Origin of the sequence: Bacteroides sp. AM37-9 (assembly GCF_003603455.1) — a bacterium.
Lineage (GTDB): Bacteria > Bacteroidota > Bacteroidia > Bacteroidales > Bacteroidaceae > Bacteroides > Bacteroides xylanisolvens.
On the sequence record NZ_QTNF01000021.1, the window covers coordinates 78,530 to 99,400 of the forward strand.

At 36.7% G+C, this 20,871-nt stretch carries 19 protein-coding genes; 14 read left to right on the forward strand and 5 right to left on the reverse strand.

Features of this window, described 5'->3' with window-relative positions:
* Positions 1-103 precede the first annotated feature (103 nt).
* Together DW862_RS15405 and DW862_RS15410 are read left to right on the forward strand one after the other, a co-directional pair.
* Positions 104-1,396, forward strand: a complete 1,293-nt coding sequence (locus DW862_RS15405; RefSeq protein ID WP_015531680.1) for an MATE family efflux transporter — start codon at positions 104-106, stop codon at positions 1,394-1,396.
* Positions 1,397-1,438: 42 nt separating this feature from the next.
* Positions 1,439-2,146 (forward strand): TIGR02757 family protein, encoded by a 708-nt coding sequence (locus DW862_RS15410; protein WP_087323282.1) that lies wholly within the window; start codon positions 1,439-1,441, stop codon positions 2,144-2,146.
* Between the two features lie 105 nt (positions 2,147-2,251).
* Here the strand turns inward: DW862_RS15410 and DW862_RS15415 are convergent, their stop codons facing one another.
* The gene (locus DW862_RS15415) at positions 2,252-2,938 is read right to left on the reverse strand and encodes a hypothetical protein (protein WP_133304329.1); all 687 of its coding nucleotides are present in this window, start codon (positions 2,936-2,938) and stop codon (positions 2,252-2,254) included.
* A 372-nt stretch (positions 2,939-3,310) separates the two neighbouring features.
* Between DW862_RS15415 and DW862_RS15420 the strand changes: the two genes are divergently transcribed.
* Together DW862_RS15420 and DW862_RS15425 are read left to right on the forward strand one after the other, a co-directional pair.
* Complete coding sequence (locus tag DW862_RS15420) at positions 3,311-5,197, forward strand: McrB family protein (RefSeq protein WP_087323275.1); 1,887 nt, start codon at positions 3,311-3,313, stop codon at positions 5,195-5,197.
* A gap of 3 nt (positions 5,198-5,200) precedes the next feature.
* Positions 5,201-7,480 (forward strand): DUF2357 domain-containing protein, encoded by a 2,280-nt coding sequence (locus DW862_RS15425; RefSeq protein ID WP_087323272.1) that lies wholly within the window; start codon positions 5,201-5,203, stop codon positions 7,478-7,480.
* Between the two features lie 453 nt (positions 7,481-7,933).
* Here the strand turns inward: DW862_RS15425 and DW862_RS15430 are convergent, their stop codons facing one another.
* The 3 genes from DW862_RS15430 to DW862_RS15440 all read right to left on the reverse strand — a co-directional run bounded on the left by DW862_RS15430 (position 7,934) and on the right by DW862_RS15440 (position 10,208).
* Positions 7,934-8,413 carry a hypothetical protein gene (locus DW862_RS15430; RefSeq protein ID WP_120069161.1) on the reverse strand — a complete coding sequence of 160 codons (480 nt, stop codon included), beginning with the start codon at positions 8,411-8,413 and terminating at the stop codon, positions 7,934-7,936.
* A gap of 444 nt (positions 8,414-8,857) precedes the next feature.
* Positions 8,858-9,205 (reverse strand): DUF4907 domain-containing protein, encoded by a 348-nt coding sequence (locus tag DW862_RS15435; RefSeq protein ID WP_087323648.1) that lies wholly within the window; start codon positions 9,203-9,205, stop codon positions 8,858-8,860.
* Positions 9,192-10,208: a kelch repeat-containing protein gene (locus tag DW862_RS15440; protein WP_087323645.1), complete on the reverse strand. Its 1,017-nt coding sequence runs from the start codon at positions 10,206-10,208 to the stop codon at positions 9,192-9,194. The genes DW862_RS15435 and DW862_RS15440 overlap by 14 nt, the downstream gene beginning before the upstream one ends.
* Before the next feature lie 245 nt (positions 10,209-10,453).
* Here DW862_RS15440 and DW862_RS15445 point away from each other — a divergent pair, with 245 nt between their 5' ends.
* The 10 genes from DW862_RS15445 to DW862_RS15495 all read left to right on the forward strand — a co-directional run bounded on the left by DW862_RS15445 (position 10,454) and on the right by DW862_RS15495 (position 20,390).
* Complete coding sequence (locus tag DW862_RS15445; RefSeq protein WP_087323639.1) at positions 10,454-11,773, forward strand: DUF4270 family protein; 1,320 nt, start codon at positions 10,454-10,456, stop codon at positions 11,771-11,773.
* Positions 11,760-12,965, forward strand: a complete 1,206-nt coding sequence (locus tag DW862_RS15450; RefSeq protein WP_087323637.1) for a hypothetical protein — start codon at positions 11,760-11,762, stop codon at positions 12,963-12,965. Before DW862_RS15445 ends, DW862_RS15450 begins: the two co-directional genes overlap by 14 nt.
* Positions 12,966-13,123: 158 nt before the next feature.
* On the forward strand, positions 13,124-14,320 hold the full coding sequence (locus DW862_RS15455) for a sensor histidine kinase (RefSeq protein ID WP_049701158.1): 1,197 nt from the start codon (positions 13,124-13,126) through the stop codon (positions 14,318-14,320).
* Positions 14,321-14,322: 2 nt separating this feature from the next.
* Entirely contained in the window at positions 14,323-15,084 is a 762-nt protein-coding gene (locus DW862_RS15460) for a LytTR family DNA-binding domain-containing protein (protein ID WP_022274897.1), read from the forward strand.
* Positions 15,085-15,212: 128 nt separating this feature from the next.
* Positions 15,213-15,650 (forward strand): LytTR family DNA-binding domain-containing protein, encoded by a 438-nt coding sequence (locus tag DW862_RS15465; protein ID WP_022274898.1) that lies wholly within the window; start codon positions 15,213-15,215, stop codon positions 15,648-15,650.
* 70 nt (positions 15,651-15,720) lie between these two features.
* Positions 15,721-16,422, forward strand: coding sequence for a TonB family protein (locus tag DW862_RS15470; RefSeq protein ID WP_022274899.1), 702 nt, complete (start codon positions 15,721-15,723; stop codon positions 16,420-16,422).
* Between the two features lie 357 nt (positions 16,423-16,779).
* On the forward strand, positions 16,780-17,298 hold the full coding sequence (locus tag DW862_RS15480; protein ID WP_087323633.1) for an HU family DNA-binding protein: 519 nt from the start codon (positions 16,780-16,782) through the stop codon (positions 17,296-17,298).
* A gap of 85 nt (positions 17,299-17,383) precedes the next feature.
* Positions 17,384-17,734 carry a hypothetical protein gene (locus DW862_RS15485; protein ID WP_032856058.1) on the forward strand — a complete coding sequence of 117 codons (351 nt, stop codon included), beginning with the start codon at positions 17,384-17,386 and terminating at the stop codon, positions 17,732-17,734.
* Positions 17,735-17,764: 30 nt separating this feature from the next.
* Entirely contained in the window at positions 17,765-18,685 is a 921-nt protein-coding gene (locus DW862_RS15490; protein WP_087323631.1) for an N-acetylmuramoyl-L-alanine amidase, read from the forward strand.
* A 148-nt stretch (positions 18,686-18,833) separates the two neighbouring features.
* Entirely contained in the window at positions 18,834-20,390 is a 1,557-nt protein-coding gene (locus DW862_RS15495) for an ATP-binding protein (RefSeq protein WP_087323643.1), read from the forward strand.
* A 91-nt stretch (positions 20,391-20,481) separates the two neighbouring features.
* Here the strand turns inward: DW862_RS15495 and DW862_RS15500 are convergent, their stop codons facing one another.
* The gene (locus DW862_RS15500) at positions 20,482-20,778 is read right to left on the reverse strand and encodes a DUF1905 domain-containing protein (RefSeq protein WP_008026284.1); all 297 of its coding nucleotides are present in this window, start codon (positions 20,776-20,778) and stop codon (positions 20,482-20,484) included.
* Between the last annotated feature and the right edge of the window lie 93 nt (positions 20,779-20,871).

Genomic DNA, 20,871 nt, shown 5'->3' on the forward strand with positions numbered 1-20,871 from the left:
ACTACTCGCCTGGCAAAGAGTTTTATATCCATTTTTATAAATTTACGGAACTGTGTGCTGCTATGATGTGGTATACCGTATCGTGTTATTTTTAAGTTGAGCAATGAATTATACATATAAGCAAATATGGCTCATCAACTTTCCTGTGATGATGAGCATTCTGATGGAACAATTAATCAATATTACCGACGCTATTTTCCTGGGGCATGTGGGAGAAGTCGAACTGGGAGCTTCTGCGCTTGCCGGAATCTATTATTTAGCTGTTTATATGTTGGGCTTCGGATTCAGCATCGGGCTGCAGGTAATGATTGCCCGGAGAAATGGGGAACAACATTATAAAGAGACGGGACGTACATTTTTTCAGGGAGTATATTTCCTGTCGGGGATGGCAGTCATTCTTTGCCTATTGCTCCATTTGGCTTCTCCCTTGATCCTGCGCCGGTTGATAACTTCGGATGAAATTTATCAGGCAGTGATTCATTATCTGGATTGGCGTAGCTTCGGTTTGTTATTCTCATTTCCTTTTTTAGCTTTCCGGTCTTTTCTGGTAGGGATAACAACGACCAAAGCATTGTCCGTGGCAGCTATCATGGCTATCTGTATCAATATTCCTTTTAACTATCTGCTGATATTCAAACTGAATCTGGGTATATCCGGGGCGGCGATGGCTTCTTCTTTGGCAGAGTTCGGAGCTTTTATCGTACTCCTATTATATATGTGGGTGAGGGTAGATAAAGTGAAATATGGGCTGAAGGTCGTTTATGATGGGAAAGTGTTAATAAAGTTGTTGAGGATATCTGTATGGAGTATGCTTCACTCTTTTGTCAGCGTTGCTCCCTGGTTTCTGTTCTTCGTTGCTATCGAGCATCTGGGAAGGACAGAGCTTGCTATTTCCAATATTACTCGTAGTGTTTCTACCGTCTTTTTTGTGATTGTCAACTCTTTTGCATCCACTACTGGTTCATTAGTCAGCAATCTAATTGGGGCGGGGCAGGGGAAGGAACTTTTTCCCGTTTGCCATAAAGTTCTTAGGTTGGGTTATGCCGTGGGGGGGCCATTGATAGTTATGGCTCTTTGGGGTAACCAATGGGTTATCGGATTTTATACGAATAACGATAATCTGGTGAGACTAGCTTTCTATCCTTTTATAGTTATGCTGTTGAATTATGCTTTTGCACTGCCCGGATATGTTTATATCAATGCTGTTACCGGTACAGGAAAGACGAAGCTCGCCTTTATCTTCCAGTTAATCACCATTCTTGTATATTTGATTTATCTGTATCTGTTAAGTGAATGTTTTCATGCTTCTCTGACTGTGTATATGACGGCAGAATATTTGTTTGTTATTTTATTAGGGATACAATCTATCATTTACTTAAAGAGGAAATCCAACTAGAATATGTATTTTTGTACTTTCAATACTTGATACTTTCTCGAAATGACTGAAGATATAAAGAATAAACTTTTGATGTGTGCGGAGATGTATCATCGCGCAGACTTTATACAAAGCGATCCGGTGCAGTTTCCCCATCGTTATACGCTGAAACAGGATATCGAAGTCAGCGGTTTGCTGACAGCGATTATGAGTTTTGGCAATCGCAAACAGATCTTGAAGAAAGCGGACGAATTGCACGGGCTAATGGGAGATTCGCCTTATCAGTATGTACTGTCCCGTCAGTGGGAGAGAGATTTCCCATCGGGAGCAACCGGTAGTTTTTATCGGATGCTGTCACATGCTGATTTCTATGGATATTTTCAGCGATTATACATTGCTTATACACAGTTTGAAAGTCTGGAAGAAGCCTTGAAGACATACCCCGGAATACCGATGGAAAAGCTATGTGCATTTCTTGAAGTCTCTGCCAAAAGCCCTCAAAAGAAACTGAATATGTTTTTGCGTTGGATGATTCGTCGGGACTCGGAAGTCGATTTGGGCATTTGGGAGAGTTTTGATCGCAGGGATTTGATTGTTCCCTTGGATACACATGTCTGCCGGGTAGCCCATTATTTCAAGTTGACGGATGCGGAAAACTTTTCTCTGAAAAATGCCCGTCAGATAACGGCAGCATTGGCTAAAGTCTTTCCGGATGATCCTTGTTTGGGCGATTTTGCTCTGTTCGGATTAGGGGTGAATGGGGAGATTTAATGTATAATCTGATAAAATGAAATTTTCGATTATAATCGGAAAAGTCTACGTTAAGCGAACAGTTTTCGATCATAATCGAAAAATTAGAGAGCTGTTAAAATACTGTTAGGATAATTCATTAATATTTATTTTGTCTAATTTGGGATTTGGAAAAGCAGGGTTTAAATAAAAGTATTCACTTCGTTTATAACGTTTAAATCCCATTTTCTTATAAAAATTGTATAACTGTTTTTTGGCGATATTACTATCCTGTTCCATTTGTTTAAAATTCATTTTAGTATTCCATTCACTATCCTGTTTAGAAGAGTTAGGATGACTAACTTCTAATTGTAATGGAAAAGCTTTTAGGATTGCAATTCCATATGAACTATTTAATCTAAGCAGGATATCTTTCGTGATAAGTTTACCATATCCTTTTCCGCGATATTCAGGTAGAATTTCAATTCGATCTAAATATAGAATATTTGAGTTGAATGATTCGTCGATTTTTTCTTGCCATTCTTTTTTAAAACTGTTAGTATCATAATCAAATAATAGACCTCCTAGTTCATTATGATCGAGTTGGGAAAATAAATCATCAACCCAATAATTATCTTCTATACATAGCTCCCATAAGAAAAGTTTAACGTTTACTTTTCCTATTAATGAAGCACTTTCTTTGTCGTTTTTATCTATTTGAATTTCATATACTTCGATGTTGTATTTATTGATATAACGCTCTTCTTCAATATTTCCAGTGCGTGATGATAAACTATAGTTTAATCTTAAGAATGTAATAATGTCAGTGTCCATAAATAAAGTATTATTGATTTGCGAATATAGTGATTGTTTTTGAGAATGGAATTTTTTTCCCTGTTCTTTTAAGAAAATGTACATCAGATAGCGACCACATTGGCTTGAAGTTTTTCCAAATGATTCTTGTCTAGGTAATTTGGCCTTATTTGATTATAACCGAGAAAGTCGATTTAATTTGTCTGTTTCGGGTGTAAAAATGATAATTAGGGTTTTTAATATACCCCTTTGGGTATAATGCGATGATAGTTGTTATTGTAACACCCTGTAAAATAATAATTATGATATACCCGTTTGTTGTTTGATTTTTCTAAATAATTTGTACTTTTACGGTGATTTAGTTAGGAAGTTAAAAGTACAAATAACTTTATTATGAAAGAATTACCTAGAAACATAAAACGCGATGATATTCTTCAGGGTATCCGTAAAATAGAAGAAGAGGGTATTCCACCTCAAGCTCATTCGTCCACTTATGATCTGTTATACAATGGAAAAAGGTTTCCACCCAAATTGGTTTTAGCTTATGCTAATATTTTTGCAAATGGAGAAGAATTAGATCGTAATGAATTTGAAGGCGGAAAAGGTACTACTTGTTTTAAGATATTGAAAGATAATGGTTTTAAAATAGTTTTGAAGAGCGAATCCAATTCTATATTGGAAACATTAGTAAAGTTTTTAGAACAAGCTAAAGGTAATAGTTTGAAAACCAAAGATTATATAAGGTATTTTGATGATTTACAAGTGAAAGTAAGCTTTGGAATGGCCAGTTTAGCACGTGTACCATGGATTTCTTTTTTAGCACAGGGACAAAAAACAAGTAATGGAATATATCCTGTATATCTCTTTTATAAGAAATATAATATTTTGGTATTGGCTTATGGTGTCAGCGAAGGGACTGTGCCAGTTGTTACCTGGAATTTAGATACTAATGTAGAAACGATTAATTCCTATTTTAAAAAAAGAAATATAATACCGGATAGATATGGAGATTCTTATGTTTATGCGGTGTACGATACAACCAAACCTTTGAATTATACTTTAATTGAAGAAGACTTGAAAAGAATAATAGCCCAGTATAAGAACATAATAACTTCAGATAAAAACTCGTTGATTGCTTTATCTGGTCAAAGTAAAAAGTACGACGAGAAAGATTTTGAGCCTGAATCATTTATGAACGATTTAAATTCTACAGGGCTTGTTTTCTCATCAGAGTTTGTTTCTCGTTTTATCTTGTCATTGTTGACAAAGCCTTTTGTTATTTTAAGTGGTCTAGCTGGTTCTGGTAAGACGCAATTAGCCATGATGTTTGCAAAATGGATTTGTGAGGATATAGATAAACAGGTTTGTATGATTCCTGTTGGAGCAGATTGGACAAATCGAGAATTCTTGATTGGATATCCTAATGCACTGGAAAAAGGAGCTTATGTAAAACCCGATAATGGAGCATTGGATCTTATAATAGAAGCAAACAAGAATCCAAGAAAGCCATACTTCTTAATTCTTGATGAAATGAATCTAAGTTATGTTGAACGTTACTTTTCTGATTTTTTGAGTGTAATGGAGTCAGAAGAAGGGATTCCTTTAATGAAGAATTGTATAGATAAAGAAATTACTCCTGTTATAAAATTGCCTCGTAACTTATTTATAATAGGAACGATTAATGTAGATGAAACGACTTATATGTTTAGCCCTAAGGTTTTAGACCGTGCTAATGTCTTAGAATTTCGTATTATGGAGAAGGACATGAAAGATTTCTTGCAGAAGCTTCAGCCTATTCATAAAGATATTATCAATAATAAAGGCGTTGAGCAAGCAACTTCCTTCGTAAAATTGGCAGTTGATTCTTGGGGCTTGCAAATCTCTGAAGAGCGTAAAGCGTCTATTATTACTTCTTTAGAATGTTTCTTTTATGAGTTGAAAAAAATACATGCAGAATTTGGGTATCGCACAGCCTGTGAGATTTTTCGATTTATGGCTTTAGCAGAGAAAGTTAATACAAAGTTGGAAGGTGATGCTATTGTTGATGCCGCAATTATACAAAAATTGTTGCCAAAACTACATGGTTCTCGTAAGAAAGTGGAACCTGTACTAAAAGCATTATGGAATCTTTGCCTTGTTAAGGGTTCCGAGTTAACCCTGGAAAATACAATAGAGTTTGTTCACAATGACCAATTTAAATATCCGCTGTCTGCAGAAAAAATATGGCGTATGTATTGTGTAGCGTTGGATAATGGTTTTACTAGTTTTGCTGAAGCATGACGTATGGATGAGTTATCAATACATATTGCTTTAAATAATGGTGATTGTACAACCTTATATGTTTTTGCTAGGCGAAAGAATACTTTGTTTAAAAGTGAGGACGCCAAAGAATATGGAGAATCTCCTTTTCAATTACAAGAAGGTTGTATGTATGATTTTGAGCTTGATAAGAATAGCTACTATTTACAAGAAGATAGAGATATTTTAACTAATAGCAAAAGTCGCCAAGCAATTAGTCGTGGATGTATATCTACAGGAATTTATGTGGGTACATATAGTATTGATGTTTTACAAAAAGAGGATAATAAAAAGGTAGGTGAGGTTGCTTTTGAGATTCGTTCCGCCAAAGTCGGTTATCGTGATGACTACCGTAGAATGTTAGAGGATATCACAGAGTTTTGTACAGAGCTACTTATGCAGCAAAGTTCTCCTGTGATACAACGTTATGAGGTAGATATAACTAAAGATCCTAGATCAGATTATCAGCGTTTTGCTTTTGTTCGTTCGCTTGTTGATAGTGACTCTTTTGCAGATGCGATGTATCAGATTCAATTGTCTCCAGTTAAGAGATGGATCGATTCAGAAGAAGAAAGGCAACTTTGTAATGTAAAACGTTGGGGGCAACATACGCTAAGGCAACTTGCTTGTGCAACTAATAGAGTTTCTTTGTCTAATCAACATCCTTTGAAAGATCGTTTCGATACATTGCCACGCTGCGTGCCTGTTGCTTTTAGAAAAGAAACTGCCGATATTCCGGAAAATCGTTTTATAAAGTATGTATTGCGTTCATTTTTAACATTTTGTTCTTCTATACAACATCATTCTAAGGCTGGACAACGATTAAAACAGGAAGCTTCTTTAGTTTGTGAGAAGTTGTTACAGTATCTGTCATATCCTTTGTTCCGTAATATTTCAGAAATAAATGTACTGCCTTTAAATAGTCCAATTTTACAAAGAAAAGAAGGGTATCGAGAAATCTTTCAGAAATGGTTAATGTTTGATATGGCTGCTCGACTTACTTGGCAAGGTGGTGAAGATGTGTATGGAGCTGGAAAAAAGGATGTTGCCAGATTGTACGAGTATTGGCTTTTCTTCAAATTATTAGATGTTTTGAGCCAGAAGTTTCACATTCCCTCAAAAAGTAAAGAAGAGCTCATTGATTGTAGTAATGAGTTAAACCTAACCTTAAAGCAAGGTAAAATGATTATGTTGAGTGGCATATATGAGACAGATAGTCGTAAATTAAATATATGTTTTTCTTATAATCGAACTTTTAGTTATACAGATAACTATCAATTATCAGGAAGCTGGACTCGGAATTTTCGTCCCGACTATACATTGACAATATGGCCAGGAGACATAACTAGTGAAGAAGCTGAACGAGAAGAGTTGATTACGCATATACATTTTGATGCGAAATATAGAATAGAACAATTATTTCTTCGTGACAATACAAATAAGAATAATGATGAAGTATCCGATGACTTATCGGAGATGAAGCGAGAGGAAGAGCGAGGAACTTATAAGCGCGCTGATTTATTAAAAATGCATGCCTATAAAGATGCTATTCGAAGAACAGGAGGAGCTTATATCCTTTATCCAGGAACAGAAAATCAAGTTATTCATGGCTTTCATGAAATCATTCCTGGGCTAGGAGCCTTTGCTATTTCGCCTAAGGATTATCATAAGAGTATACAGGCTTTTCTAACTTTTCTTGATGATGTAGTTGATAATTTCCTAAATCGCACCTCTTTACGTGAGAAGCTAGCTTATCATACATATTCTGTATTGAGTAAAAATAATAATCGTAGTTTACGTGAGCCTCTGCCAGAACCTTATGGGGCCAATCGCGATCTATTACCTGATGAGACATACGTCTTAATTGGGTATTATAAAAATGAACAACAATTAGATTGGATTCTAAAAAGAAAATTATATAATACTCGTACTGGTAGTGCTAATGGTTCTTTACATTTGAGTAAAGAGGTTATATCTGCGCGTTATTTATTGTTACATGGAGAAGGAGAATTATTGACTGGAAGATTATATAAATTGGTTCCTAGAGGGCCTCGGATCTTTTCGAAAGAGAAGTTGGAAAAAATAGGGTATAAAGAACCTTCGGGAGATTACTATTTAATTTATAATATAGAAGGAATACCTGAACCTGAATTTGAAGGCATGAAATGGGATATAAGGCTTTTAGATGGATATAAGAAAGGAAATTTGTCAGCAAGTGCTTTTTCTGTTTCGTTGGCTGATTTGATGAAAGTTAAAGTCTCATAGGTGGTTAACGTTTGATTTGAGACAGTTGCTGTATCTCTTTTAAGGCGAATTTCGCCATTTGCTTGTGATGTTTCATCAGGTATTTTTATGACTGTTTCTTTCTCACAGGAAACTTTGATTTTTGTGAATGAACGTACTTTTTTATATAAAGGATAATTTTTCATTTCAGATTGTTGTTGTAAAATAACTTGTTTAAAGTATTCACAATTTTCTTTAGGCCAAAGTCTGAGAGTGGAAAATACCATATAAGTCCATCAGGTACTATCATTTGGTAACTTTTGGGTAAATGATATGTGATTCCAAATAATATCAGAAAATGCCAATGCAATGCTAAGAGAAAAAGAGATTTATATAGTATTTCATAGCTTTATGTCTTGTTTTTGACAAATTAATGAAAAGTATTTTTGATAATTATAATGTTTGATTGAAAAAGTTTTTGTTTTCATATAATGATTATTTTCCTTTCATCATCTTCCTCCACCTCTGAAACCCTCTTATCAAACTTTCTTCTTCCACTAATTCTACCATATTATAATGTTCAACGAAAGTTTCCATCGACTTTTTGAACATGATGCCATGGCAGTATTTGTTGTCTAGTAGAAATTCGTAAAGTTCGGCCTTCATTTCTACTTCTATTGCCTTTTCGATGATAAGTGCACTGTCATGACCTATATAATTATATACATTTGGATTTTTACCGTTTCTTGGGTGGGGGAGAGTGAAAGTGATATTTCCGGTTTCGTGCCATGAAATATTGGGAGGATGGGGAGTGGAGAGTTGGTGGAGGAAGTGGTAGATGGGGTGGGTGTCGAGGAGATGGATGGCAGAAAGTGCGGAGGAAGAACGGTCTGGGGGGAGGTCAAGGTGATTTTTGTAGCGTGTGTACATGTAAGCCGCTAGATAGGGCTTGATTTGAAAAGTAACTGTAACCATTGTTTTTTAGATTTGATTTGTAAAATAATTGCTGTTAGATTGTAATTTTTTGATATTGATATTCTTTTTCTTGTATTGAAAAACTTTGCTGAAAGTATATGATTGAATGAACTGGGTAATTCGTTGTATAATAGTGCTTTATATGTACCTAATTTCCTTTAAAACCAACGGGTCGTTTCTTTTAAAGAAACGACCCGTTGCATACAGAGAAACGCCCTCTTCCTTTTAAAGGGAGAAGTTGTTTGGAAGTTAGGTTAATAAAACTATGCTTGTTGCTTTTGATTTATTGTTATAGGATGCAATTTATTTGATTAGAAATGTATTGAAATTTCGTATTTATATTGAATTTTGGCTTATATACATTCTGAATGTATATAAGCCAAATAGTATAAATGGAATAGTTGTTTTGAAACTATACCTTAAGAATAGTACAATAGAAAAAAGTTAATAAGAAGGTAAGCATTGAAGAACTTCTTGCTTTGATACAGAAAAATTGCGGTGAGCATTAAATCGTTTTAAGACTAGAGTACCTACTTTACGTGTGCTGACCTCGTCAGGGAAGGGAATTGCTGTATCAATAGCCGGGATAGTGGGTTGGTATATCAAAATTTTCTGCTTCATGATAATTTGATACCCCCAACCATTTCCAGATTGAAATATTTCCAGTTCAGCTTTCGGTTCTCCTTCATCCTCAATTACCATAATTGAGTGATGAAGAAGAATGATGGTTAGTAACGACAGTAAACTAATCCAAAGTATGCAGGTGCTGATTTTGATATTAATTATTTTCATAATTGTCATCGTCATATTCGTATGGATGAAGTTCCCATATGTCGTCAAAGCGGTAATTATTGCTTCTGCCTGTAACGATGAAACCTTTGTCACCATTAGAGAAGGAGGCGGTTGCTGTGCGTGGAGCACCTTTGAATTTGGCAACTTCTTCCCATAAATCATTAGTAGGAGAGTATTTCCAAGTATTGCTGCGTAAGTCAGGCGCTCTACCACAGGTTAGGTATGCTTGCCCGTCAATGACAAAGGCAACTCCGTAAATTCGTGTGATACTGTTATATTTATTGTCGTATGTTGCATCCGAGGTATCTGTGATATCACGAAGTTGAATCCAACGCTTTTGAGAAGGATCATATTTCCAGAAATCTTTAACGTATTCACCATTATTGAACCCGGCACAAACATAAGCAATATCATTTATCACAAAGCAGGCAGCTCCTCGACGTTTACTTCCACCTAGGCTGACAATTTGTTCCCATGTATCAGTTTGCGGATCATAACAATAGAAATCTTTCAGATAGTTTCCGTCATAGCCGCTACCTAGATAACCTTTATCTGATAACCCAAATGCTGTGGCATCATTTCGCGCGCTACCCGGATAATCCTTTTTTGAACTCCATACATTCGTGCTCGGATTATATTCCCAGAAATCATTGTAGTAGTTTTTTCCGTCATAACCTGTTCCAAAGTATCCTTTGCCACCAACAGAAAATGCTGTGGATGAACTACGGGAAGTTCCCGGGAAAGAAGCTTTTTGTGTCCAAAAGTCGAGTTCCATATCATATTCCCATAGATCATTCAGGTGTTTTCTACCGTCATAACCACCGGTGAGATACCCCTTGTTACCAATAGTGAAAGAGGTTGCTTCTCCACGTGCCAGGCCGTCAAAATCGGAAACACGATACCATTTACCCATTAAATCTTCATCTTCGTCATCGTTACTACAAGAAACTGTGATAACAGAGAACATTGTTAACAGAAGTGCTAATAAATTTTGATGTTTCATCATATTATACATTGTTATTATTTTATGGATACAAAAGAACAAGGCTTTCACGTGCTTGACAAATCGAATCGGTAAGCGTCTGGATTTATGCCGTAAATTGAGTATTTGAGAAGGTAAACGGCTTTGCTATATTTAATACATGTTTTGCCTTTGTTAATGGCATGTTGCCGGAAGATATGTATTGGTTGGCGGGATAAAATTGTATGAATGAATGCTTATTCCCTCTTTTGCCGCAAAAATAGAATATGCATAAATTGTTGATTGTTATTGGCTTTTGTTTAGTCACATTTTTAGGAGTGATATCGTGCTATGATGAGCGCAATACTTTTGGGGACAGATTGGTTGATTCGGATTTACGCAATATAAGTATGGATACAAGTACCATTGTCATGACTGCTGTGCTGATAGATTCTTTGGAAACTTCCGGCAAACAGGTTGTTCTTGCGGGAAGATATGTGCATCCGGTATGGGGGAAGGTTTCTGCTGCCAGCTACATACCTTACGTGCGACCCCAATATTCGACAGAAGCGGATGTGACGGTAAAGTTTGACTCATTAATGTTGGTACTTTCCAGTAGTGGTGATTTTGTTGGTGATACGACTTTACAGCAACGATATTTTATTCATTTAGTTACGGAGAAAATTATTCTGAATGACAATGGTTATTTGTATAATAATTCTTCATTTGCTTATGAATCCGAACCGATGGCCAGTTATTCTTTTATACCTAGACCTCATGTTACAGAGAAACTGGAAATACGTTTGCCTGATGAGTTAGGACAAGATTTGCTGACTCGTTTTCACAACCATGATGAGTCTGTTGCTATCAATCATTTTGAAGATTATTTTAAAGGGATTGTTATAATGCCTGATGAAAAGCAAAGTTATTCATTGCTGAGTTTTCAAGTTTCGGATTCATTGTCGGCTTTGGTATTGCATTATCATATTGAAGGGGGATATGAGAATCAACAGAAGCTGGTTTTCTCGCCGAATACAACTACGCAATTTAATCAGTTGATACATGAACGCCACGGTACTCCTATGGAACCTTATCCGTTGGAAAAGGTAGAGATACCTTCTGAAAAATTAGGAAATCGTGGAATATTGTTCAGTGGTATCGGCTGGTACACTCGTCTTGAATTTCCTTATCTTAATAATATTATGGAACAGGGAGAGTATATACATATCGAAAAAGCCGGATTGAAAATATATCCTGAATATGGGACTTATTCGGGATATAATGCGTTGCCGGATAGTATCTTTCTATACATAGCAGATGAAAATAATGTAGTGACTGATGCTGTAAAAGACTATTTAGGAAAGCAAGTACAGGGTGGAAAGCTGGTGAAGGATGATTTGTTTCTCGGAAATACATATTACTATTTTGATGTTACCAAGTTTATGAAAGATGAGTTGGGAACTTCAGGTAAATATAAACATAATCTTCAGTTGGTATTTAATAGTGATGATTATACCAAGACATTGAAGAACCTGACTTTCGGTGACCCCAATGGGCAGCATCCTATTATTTTACAACTAAATTATAAAATATATGAAAGCTATTAACTGCATAATCTTTCTTTTGTTGGTTACGCTAAAATCACAGGCACAGAACGTTATGACTTCATCTCCTTATTCTATGTTTGGTATCGGAGAATTGGAATCCGGACTTTACGGACAAAATGCAGCTATGGGTGGTGTTTCCTACGGAATGCGAAATAATACACTGATTAATATTGAAAATCCGGCAGGATTGACAGCGCTGGAGAGTAAACGGCTGTTGACGGAACTTTCCATATTTCTAAAAAATGAATCGTATACTTCTGGGGGAAGTTCGAATCAGGCTTTTACAGGAAGTTTTTCTGCTTTAATGTTGGGAGGCCGGGTGATTCCGCGGTGGTATACGGCAGTCAGTCTGACTCCTTATAGTTCGGTAGGTTATTATTTTCAGTCTTCCCAGCCGGTAGAAGGAAATCCTCATGAAAATTATGATGCTGCCTTTACAGGAAGTGGGGGAATTTCAAAAGTTACTTGGTCTAATGCTTATCTCCTGTCTCAACATTGGTCGTTGGGGATGAATATCAGTTATTTGTTTGGTAACATTGTGTTATCTGAGCAACAAAGTGACTTGATTGTTGATAGGAAGATGCATGCACGATCACTTTATGCTAATTTAGGTGTTCAGTATCACCGTACATTGAACCATGATTTGTCTTACACATTAGGAGCGGTTTATGGTTATCGGCAAAAACTTGATATTACTAATGCTAAATATATAGTAAATGGCAACGCACATGAAAAGAAGAAACAAAGAAGTCAAAAACAAAGTTTGCCTCAATATTTTGGCATAGGTGGATGTCTACAATATAAGAAATGGACGTATGCTTTAGATTATGCTTTTCAGCAATATAGCTCTTTGACATCGACGGACAGTCGAATTGAATTCAGGGATGTAAATGAATGTCGCATCGGAGTATGTTATTTTCCCAATGGTTATTCTTCAGATAGCTTCTGGAAGCAAGTAGCCTATAAGACGGGAATTAATATTTCCAGTTCGTATATGACGATTAATGGAAACACGGGATTTTCTTTGCGATTTAATGCAGGACTGAGTTTGCCTGTATTTAGAGGAAGAATAGATACCAGCATTTTTTATGACCGTATGCAACTGAAAAAAGGTACGTTAAATCGGGATGTGATAGGTGCTACTGTTTCTTTTACATTAGGTGAGATATTCTATCACAGTAAACTCAAATAATAGAAATAAATGAATGGGTGGGGTGCAATATAAAGCTTAATTTTCCGTTTACTCATAAAATGCGGGCGTTTTACCGCCTGTTTTATCCGTTTCACCGGACTGCTTGCCGGAAAGTGAATAGATTGATTATTTTTGTAGATTAAAAAATAAAAGAGCTTATGCTGCGATCAACAAGAAATGAATTTTTTATTGGATTCACCCTATCGGTGATTCTTTCTCTTTTCGCCAATTTTGCATTGTTGATACGCCGTTATGATCTGATGATGGACTCAAAATTGCCTGGTTCTTCTTATGCGATAGAGAAATATGAATTGTGGTTCTCTGTCTTATGGTTTTTCTTTTTCTCTTTTGTATTGTTTGTTCTTTATAGATGGACATACAGATGGGGTGATAAGGTGTTTCAACATAAAGAAGTGAAGACGATAGGACTTGCAATGGGAAGTATTTTTATTGTTGCTTTAGGGCTGTACAGGGCATATCCTGTTATAAATACGGCTATAATGGGAAAGGTATGTAATGTATCTGTTCTTCACGATTGTGCAGAGCGTTCAATTATGATAACAGAGGTTTCGGGAAAGACGCTTGATACAGTTTCTGGTTCTGTACTGGAACCGGATAAGGTTCGGGTAGGGGTGAATACCGTGTTTTCAACAGCTTATTCGAATCCTTTATTGATAGAGCATATTTTTGTATTGTTGACTATTATGTTAAGTATGCTGTTACTTCACTTGCTTGATAAAAAGCAGGAAATGAAATTAGAGTATGAGAAGATAAAAGTAGAGAAACTGCAAAACTCATATAATGCACTGATGGGACAAATCAACCCGCATTTCTTTTTCAATTCGTTGAATGGGCTTAATTCATTAATTCGTATGGGAGAGCAGGAAAAGACACTTGAGTATCTGAATGGATTATCTAATGTTTTCCGGTATATTCTGCAAAGTAATCATAAGACATTGGTAAGCCTCGATGAAGAACTGCAATTTATTAAGGCATATACTTATTTACTAAGTGTACGATATGAGAATAAGTTGTTTTTCTCAATTCGGATAGCTGATATTTGCTTACAGAAGCGTTTACCCATCCTAAGTTTGCTTCCATTGATTGAAAATGTGGTTAAGCACAATGTTATTAGCATGCAACATCCTTTACAGATTGAGATTTATACAACTTCAGAAGATTTATTAGCCGTTTCAAATTTTATTCAACCCAAAATGGAAGAGTGTGTCTGTAATGGGATTGGATTAAAGAATCTTCAGGGACGTTATCTGATGTTGGTTGGCAAGAATATACAGATAGATAATTCTAATGGATACTTTGTGGTTTCTCTGCCTTTATTAAATACACCGGAGTGAATATGAAAGCAATAATTATTGAAGATGAAACAGCAGCAGTAAACAGTTTGAAAGCTGTTTTGCAACAAAATTCGGTCACGGAGATTGAAGTGATTGCTGAACTGGAAAGTATTGAAGAAAGTGTGGAGTGGTTCAGATGTTCATCGCAACCGGATATTATTTTCATGGATATTCATTTGGCGGACGGACTGGCTTTTAAAATTTTTGAGCAAGTGGAAATTGCTGCTCCTGTAGTATTTACAACTGCTTATGATGAGTATGCTTTACAGGCTTTTCAGGTGACCAGCATTGATTATTTGTTGAAACCTGTTACACTCAATACATTAGAACATGCTTTGAATAAGTTTTTCCTTTTCAATCCGGCGGAACGAGAGGAGCATATTCGACAAACTAATTCTGCTATTAAAAATCGTAATGAGGTAAAAAAGTTGCTGATAATGCTTGCTGATAAGTTCTATCCGCTTTCGGTAGATGATATTTATTATTTTTATACTACTCGGGAGAAAGTTACTGCCTATACCTTTGACGGTAAAAAACATCCTGTAGACCGTACACTGGATACACTTGGTGAACAACTGGATAAACGGCTTTTCTTTCGTGCTAATCGTCAATTTATTATATCCCGTAAATCAATTAAAGATGTAAATCTTTGGTTGGGCAACCGACTTTCTGTAAACTTACTATTGCCTGTTCCGGAGCGTATTATAATAAGTAAGGTAAAGACTCCGGTATTCAAAAAGTGGCTTATGCAGGAAGATAATTGAATCTGTTCACCTTTGCTTATTGTACGTCTCACCTGCGAAGAATCCCTGTTTGCCGGAGTTTAACTTTAGTTTGCTAATGTTTCCCTTTAATTTGTAACAGATAATAAGAACAAATTAAACGAGATGTTATGCTGAAATGTATCACTTTGGACGGCGATGTTTCTACGCTCAATGATTTGATGGAGTATTTAGAAAAGATTGACCGCACTTTGGCGGAAGTCAATGAGTTGTTAGCTAACAAGCGGGCTGAACAAGCTGTTTATCTTCGTGAAGGCTCCAAGATTGTGCGTCTTAATCAAGAGGATATTTTATATTTGGAAGGGTACGGTGGTGACTATGTTAAAGTACACCGTATAGAAGGAAAACCTATTCTTTCACAAGTGAGTCTGAAACGTTTTGAAGAATGTCTTGGAGAGAATTTTTGTCGTGTACATCGCTCTTATATTATTTCACTGTCTCATATAAATTATATTGAACGGAAAAGAATCCGTATCGAAGGTACTTTGATTCCGGTCAGTGATTCTTATCTACCTATGTTAATGAGCAGACTGCGCATACAAATATAGATTGATTTAATAGGTTATGTAGTATGAATTATAAATATTTTTGATGTGTCACATTTAAAAAAACAATCTTATGAATTACGAAATGAAATCTTTAAAAACAGGGATGAAGAACGCTATTTTATGGCTGTCCCTAGTTCTTCTTTTAGTGATGGTAGCTTATTCTTCTGGTAAAGCACAGAATTGTGTTGATAAGACAAGTGTTAATACTATTATTATGTCGGGTATGAAAAATGATACGGTTATTATTTCTCAAATAAAAACTGATTCTTTACATAATAACGGTTCTTGTTGTTCGAATAATATGCAGGTTGTATTTACCTACCTTGGGAAGCATATTGATTATCTGCCCAAAGCGATTGATAACAAAGTAGAAGGGGATATAATAGTTGGTTTTACCATGACTAAAAATGGCGAGGTGGCGAATGGTAGGATTATCAAAGGTCTTTATTCTGATTTGAATGAAGAAGTACTTCGGGCTATAAAAGAAATTCCTAAATGTGAGCCTATAAAAGAGGATATGGATTATAGGGTTACTATGAACTTTAATTTGTCAGATGGGACTTTGGTCTTTAAGCCGAAAATGTCTATTATCGGAGTAGAAACAAGTAATGCGAAACTTTCCGTAAAAAGAATGGACGGGAAAAATTATGGTTCTATGATTGTTTATGGAGAATCTGGTATGGGAGAGGATTCTGTTGTTATAAAGACGATGTCTGTTAGAGTCAGTGATATGGATAATAGTATAATAACCATTGATAAAAAGAATAAGTAGCTAAAGCGTGAATATTCATATTCGAATATTCCTTTAAGAAATATCATACTAATAATATATTGGAGAAATAAACTTATCTTGGTGTATCATAATATATCAAGGCGGTTTATTTCTCTAATATTGTCTATATACTTTTGATTTATTATTTGTTTTTGTTTGTTCCCTAGCTTCCTTCCTTGTCGCTTTTTTCTTCTTATTTGGTAGTTTTTAGACTTAAAAATACTGTTCAGACTGCTTGTAGAGCCGACAAATACTTGTCGTTTCATGTCCGATGAATATACTGCATCTTTGCATCGTTAACGTTAGCGAAGAAGTAATTAAAACAGTAATTCATTAAAAAAAGAAAGGACAAAAATTATGGCAATTAGGTTTAGAAGAGTTCAACGTTTGTGTGATCCTACAAACAAAGAGGCAGGAAAGAAAGTGTATCCGGTGATTTCTTATCAGTATGATACGAGTGCAACATTAGATGAGTTTGCAAAAGATATTTCGTCCACTTCCGGTGTAAGTGAAGGTGAAACGATTAGTGTATTGAAAGATTTTCGTACCCTGTTGCGTAAAACTTTGCTTTCGGGACGTTCGGTGAATATTAAGGGATTAGGGTATTTCTTCCTCTCTGCGCAGAGCAAGGGAGCAGAGAAAGCTGAAGACTTTACTATCGCCAATATTTCAGGGCTTCGTGTTTGTTTTCGTGCCAATTCGGACATTCGTCTATTTACGGGAACGACTACCCGTTCGGATGGATTGAAGTTCAAGGATTTGGATCATATTAATGATTCGGGTAGCATTGGTGACGGTTCTGATGATGGGGGTGAAACTCCGGATCCGGATGGTGGTTCGGGTGGTAATGGTGAAGCACCGGATCCGGCGGCTTGATTCATAGATCGTTGAGAACTGTCTGGTTTGTATGGAATGGGGCTTCGGCCTCATTCTTTCTTTATAACTACGTAAAAATATAAATATGCAAATAACTACAATCCTTGCTTTTTTTACCGCTATGGGTGGTTTGGAAGCTGTGAAATGGTTAGTGAGGTATATCACTTGCCGTAAGACGGATGCACGGAAAGAGGAAGCGTCCGTGAACAGTATGGAAGAAGAAAATCGCCGTAAAAAGGTGGACTGGCTGGAAGAACGGCTGACTCAACGTGACGAGAAGATAGACGGGCTTTATATTGAACTTCGCAAGGAGCAGGAAGAGAAGATTGACTGGATACATAAATGTCATGAAGTGGAGTTGATACAGAAGGAGTCGGAAGTGAAGAAGTGTGAGATTAGAGGGTGCGTGAAGCGTATGCCACCTTCGGATTATTAACTGGTGCGTTTGAACTAATAATGAATTATCATGAGAAATATAGATTCTATCATAGTACATTGTTCGGCTACGAAAGCCGGGCAGGATTTTACTGCCACAGATATTGACCGTTGGCACCGGGAACGTGGGTTCAATGGTATCGGGTATCACTATGTGATCCGTTTGGATGGGAAATTGGAAAAGGGGCGTGATGTCGCTTTGGCCGGTGCTCATTGTAAAGGTTGGAATGAGCAGAGTATCGGGATATGTTATATCGGCGGATTGGATGAGAACGGGCGTCCGGCAGATACCCGAACGAATGCTCAAAAACGGGTGCTTTATCAGATTATTATGGATTTGCAGCGGGAATATAATATTCTCCAAGTGTTGGGACATCGGGATACTTCACCGGATTTGAATGGTGACGGAGTGATTGAACCTTATGAATATGTGAAGGCTTGTCCCTGTTTTGATGTGAAGGAGTTTTTGAGGAGTGGGAGGGAGTTACTGTTTGTGTTGTTGGTGGCTTTGGTTGTGCCTGTATTGCTGTCGGGATGTAGGAGTAAGAAAGAGGTGATAAACAGGGAGAGTGAAGTTAGGGTTGATTCAAGTTTAAATAGTAGCTCCGGGAAAAGTCTTGTTGAAAATAAGGTTGCTTCAGAAAAGGATTCGGAGGTGGTAGAAGAGCATATCGAACAGGTGGTGTTTGTGTTTCCTGTTGATACGCTTGGGTTGAAGGCTGGGATGGTGGTGAAGACTGTGGTGGATAGGAAAAACGTTAATGAGAAACAACTTCTTCAAGAAGTGAATTCACAGTCTGTGAGCTTATCGGATATGAGTGCTAAGACAGAGATTCATAAAACGGGAGTTGAGAAAACTACTAATAGGACAACCGGAGGTTGGTATTGGTACGGAATTATTTTGCTGGTTCTGGTTATTGTGTGTTGGATTTGCAAAGTGAAGAGGAAGTGAGATGTTGTTTGTCTGGTACAAAGTTAGTTTTGATGAAAAATGGAGTCATGGTAGTGCTGTCTGTGAAACTGTGTACTTTTTTGTGGAGTTTGTATGTGTATTCCCATGGAAATGCGTATCTTTGAATAATCAAAATAGAGGAAAAATAATGAACGGAGTATTGCCCAAACTTCCAATTGGAATACATGATTTTGAGAAACTTCGTAAAGGAGATTATCTCTATGTGGATAAAACCACTCTTGTATGGCGAATAGCTAACACAGGTAAAGCCTATCTTTTAACTCGTCCTCGTCGTTTTGGGAAAAGCCTGCTACTCTCTACTTTTAAAGCCTATTTTGAGGGCAAGAAAGAATTATTTGGAGGGTTGGCTATTGCTGGCATGGAAAAGGATTGGAGGAAATATCCCGTACTGCATTTGGATTTGAACGTGAGAAAACATGATTCTTCCCAGGCTCTAGTCGAAATTCTTAGCAGGCAGTTGACGCAATGGGAACTGAAATATGGCAAAGGAGAGGATGAGGAAACTCTTTCAGGACGTTTTGCAGGTGCAATTCGTCGTGCCAGTGAACAGTCTGGTTGTGGAGTAGTAGTGCTTGTTGATGGATATGATAAACCTTTATTGAAAGTATTGAGCAATGATGTTTTGCTTGATGATTATCGTAAAACCTTGAATGCTTTTTATAGTGTACTGAAAAGCTCTGATCGTTATCTCCATTTTGTTTTACTTACAGGTGTGACTAAGTTTGCACAAACTGGCATGTGTAATGATTTGAATCAGCTGAATGATATCAGCATGACGTCTCAATATGCCACAATTTGTGGTATTACACGGCAAGAATTGGAGGATACCTTTATTCCTGAGTTGAACCGATTGGCAGAAACAAATGAACTGACTTATGAAGAAACATTGAATAAGATGACGGCTTTATATGACGGTTATCATTTTTGTGAGTTTGCGGAAGGAGTATTCAATCCATTCAGTGTGCTTAACGTTTTTGACGGGTATAAGTTTAGTAACTATTGGTTCCAAACCGGTACTCCTACTTTTTTAGTCGAACTGCTTAAAAAGAGTGAGTATGATTTGCGTACGTTGATTGATGGGGTAGAAGCCAATGCTTCTTCGTTTATGGAATATAGGGTAGATGCTAATAATCCGATTCCGTTGATTTATCAGAGTGGCTATTTGACTATAAAGGGGTATGACAAGCGTTTTGGAAACTACCTGCTGAAATTTCCCAATGATGAAGTACGATATGGATTTATGGATTTTTTGGTTCCTTATTACACATCAGTGGTAGATGATGAACGGGGCTTTTATCTAGGTAAATTTGTACGTGAATTGGAGAGTGGTGATGTTGACGCTTTTCTTACCCGCTTACAGGCTTTCTTCGCAGATTTCCCTCATGAACTGAATGAAAAGACCGAACGACATTATCAAGTTGTATTTTACTTAGTATTCAAATTGATGGGACAATTTACCGGAGCAGAGGTTCTTAGTGCCCGCGGACGGGCGGATGCAGTGGTGAAAACTCCGAAGTATATTTATGTATTTGAATTTAAACTGAATGGTACTGCCGAACAGGCTTTGCAGCAGATTGATGAAAAAGGCTATCTGATACCTTATCAGGTAGACGGGCGTGAGTTGGTTAAAGTTGGAGTGGAGTTCAGTGCAGAAAAAAGGAATATAGACCGGTGGTTGTATTAGCTCGATAACCATGTTGTTAAAGGAGTTACGGAGCCGTTTGAGATTGTTCAAGCGGCTCTTGTTTTGCGGGTAGTTCTTCTTATCGTTTGTTTTAAATCCAAATCATAATCTCTATTTCTTTATCAGTTGTGATCTTTTCCTTTTTTCTGATTTCCGCTTTGAGAGGAAGTAAATAAGTATCAAGTTTGGTGTCAAACCAGATTGCGGTTTCCCATTGGGTATTGCCGATTTTGGCCGTCATCTTCAACCGTCCCCAGCCTTCCTCTAAGAATCCGAGATTCTCTCTTATTTCTTTGGACATCTCTTTCGGCAGGCAGGCTATGTGCCAACCGCCCGTTCCAACAGTCGATGAGTAGTTCCATACTTTTGCGGTAAACTCGTATTTCATTCCTTTATTTTTCATTGTACAAAAATAGGTAATAATAGGAGATTAGCTATAATTTTTTCTTTTAATTAATTTTCGATGTTTGTTTGAATACAC

Excerpts from the sequence above, each read along its gene's own strand:
- DW862_RS15405 (WP_015531680.1), top strand. The coding sequence starts at position 104 with ATGAATTATACATATAAGCAAATATGGCTCATCAACTTTCCTGTGATG.
- DW862_RS15410 (WP_087323282.1), top strand. The coding sequence starts at position 1,439 with ATGACTGAAGATATAAAGAATAAACTTTTGATGTGTGCGGAGATGTAT.
- DW862_RS15415 (WP_133304329.1), bottom strand. The coding sequence starts at position 2,938 with ATGGACACTGACATTATTACATTCTTAAGATTAAACTATAGTTTATCA.
- DW862_RS15420 (WP_087323275.1), top strand. The coding sequence starts at position 3,311 with ATGAAAGAATTACCTAGAAACATAAAACGCGATGATATTCTTCAGGGT.
- DW862_RS15425 (WP_087323272.1), top strand. The coding sequence starts at position 5,201 with ATGGATGAGTTATCAATACATATTGCTTTAAATAATGGTGATTGTACA.
- DW862_RS15430 (WP_120069161.1), bottom strand. The coding sequence starts at position 8,413 with ATGGTTACAGTTACTTTTCAAATCAAGCCCTATCTAGCGGCTTACATG.
- DW862_RS15435 (WP_087323648.1), bottom strand. The coding sequence starts at position 9,205 with ATGAAAATAATTAATATCAAAATCAGCACCTGCATACTTTGGATTAGT.
- DW862_RS15440 (WP_087323645.1), bottom strand. The coding sequence starts at position 10,208 with ATGAAACATCAAAATTTATTAGCACTTCTGTTAACAATGTTCTCTGTT.
- DW862_RS15445 (WP_087323639.1), top strand. The coding sequence starts at position 10,454 with ATGCATAAATTGTTGATTGTTATTGGCTTTTGTTTAGTCACATTTTTA.
- DW862_RS15450 (WP_087323637.1), top strand. The coding sequence starts at position 11,760 with ATGAAAGCTATTAACTGCATAATCTTTCTTTTGTTGGTTACGCTAAAA.
- DW862_RS15455 (WP_049701158.1), top strand. The coding sequence starts at position 13,124 with ATGCTGCGATCAACAAGAAATGAATTTTTTATTGGATTCACCCTATCG.
- DW862_RS15460 (WP_022274897.1), top strand. The coding sequence starts at position 14,323 with ATGAAAGCAATAATTATTGAAGATGAAACAGCAGCAGTAAACAGTTTG.
- DW862_RS15465 (WP_022274898.1), top strand. The coding sequence starts at position 15,213 with ATGCTGAAATGTATCACTTTGGACGGCGATGTTTCTACGCTCAATGAT.
- DW862_RS15470 (WP_022274899.1), top strand. The coding sequence starts at position 15,721 with ATGAATTACGAAATGAAATCTTTAAAAACAGGGATGAAGAACGCTATT.
- DW862_RS15480 (WP_087323633.1), top strand. The coding sequence starts at position 16,780 with ATGGCAATTAGGTTTAGAAGAGTTCAACGTTTGTGTGATCCTACAAAC.
- DW862_RS15485 (WP_032856058.1), top strand. The coding sequence starts at position 17,384 with ATGCAAATAACTACAATCCTTGCTTTTTTTACCGCTATGGGTGGTTTG.
- DW862_RS15490 (WP_087323631.1), top strand. The coding sequence starts at position 17,765 with ATGAGAAATATAGATTCTATCATAGTACATTGTTCGGCTACGAAAGCC.
- DW862_RS15495 (WP_087323643.1), top strand. The coding sequence starts at position 18,834 with ATGAACGGAGTATTGCCCAAACTTCCAATTGGAATACATGATTTTGAG.
- DW862_RS15500 (WP_008026284.1), bottom strand. The coding sequence starts at position 20,778 with ATGAAATACGAGTTTACCGCAAAAGTATGGAACTACTCATCGACTGTT.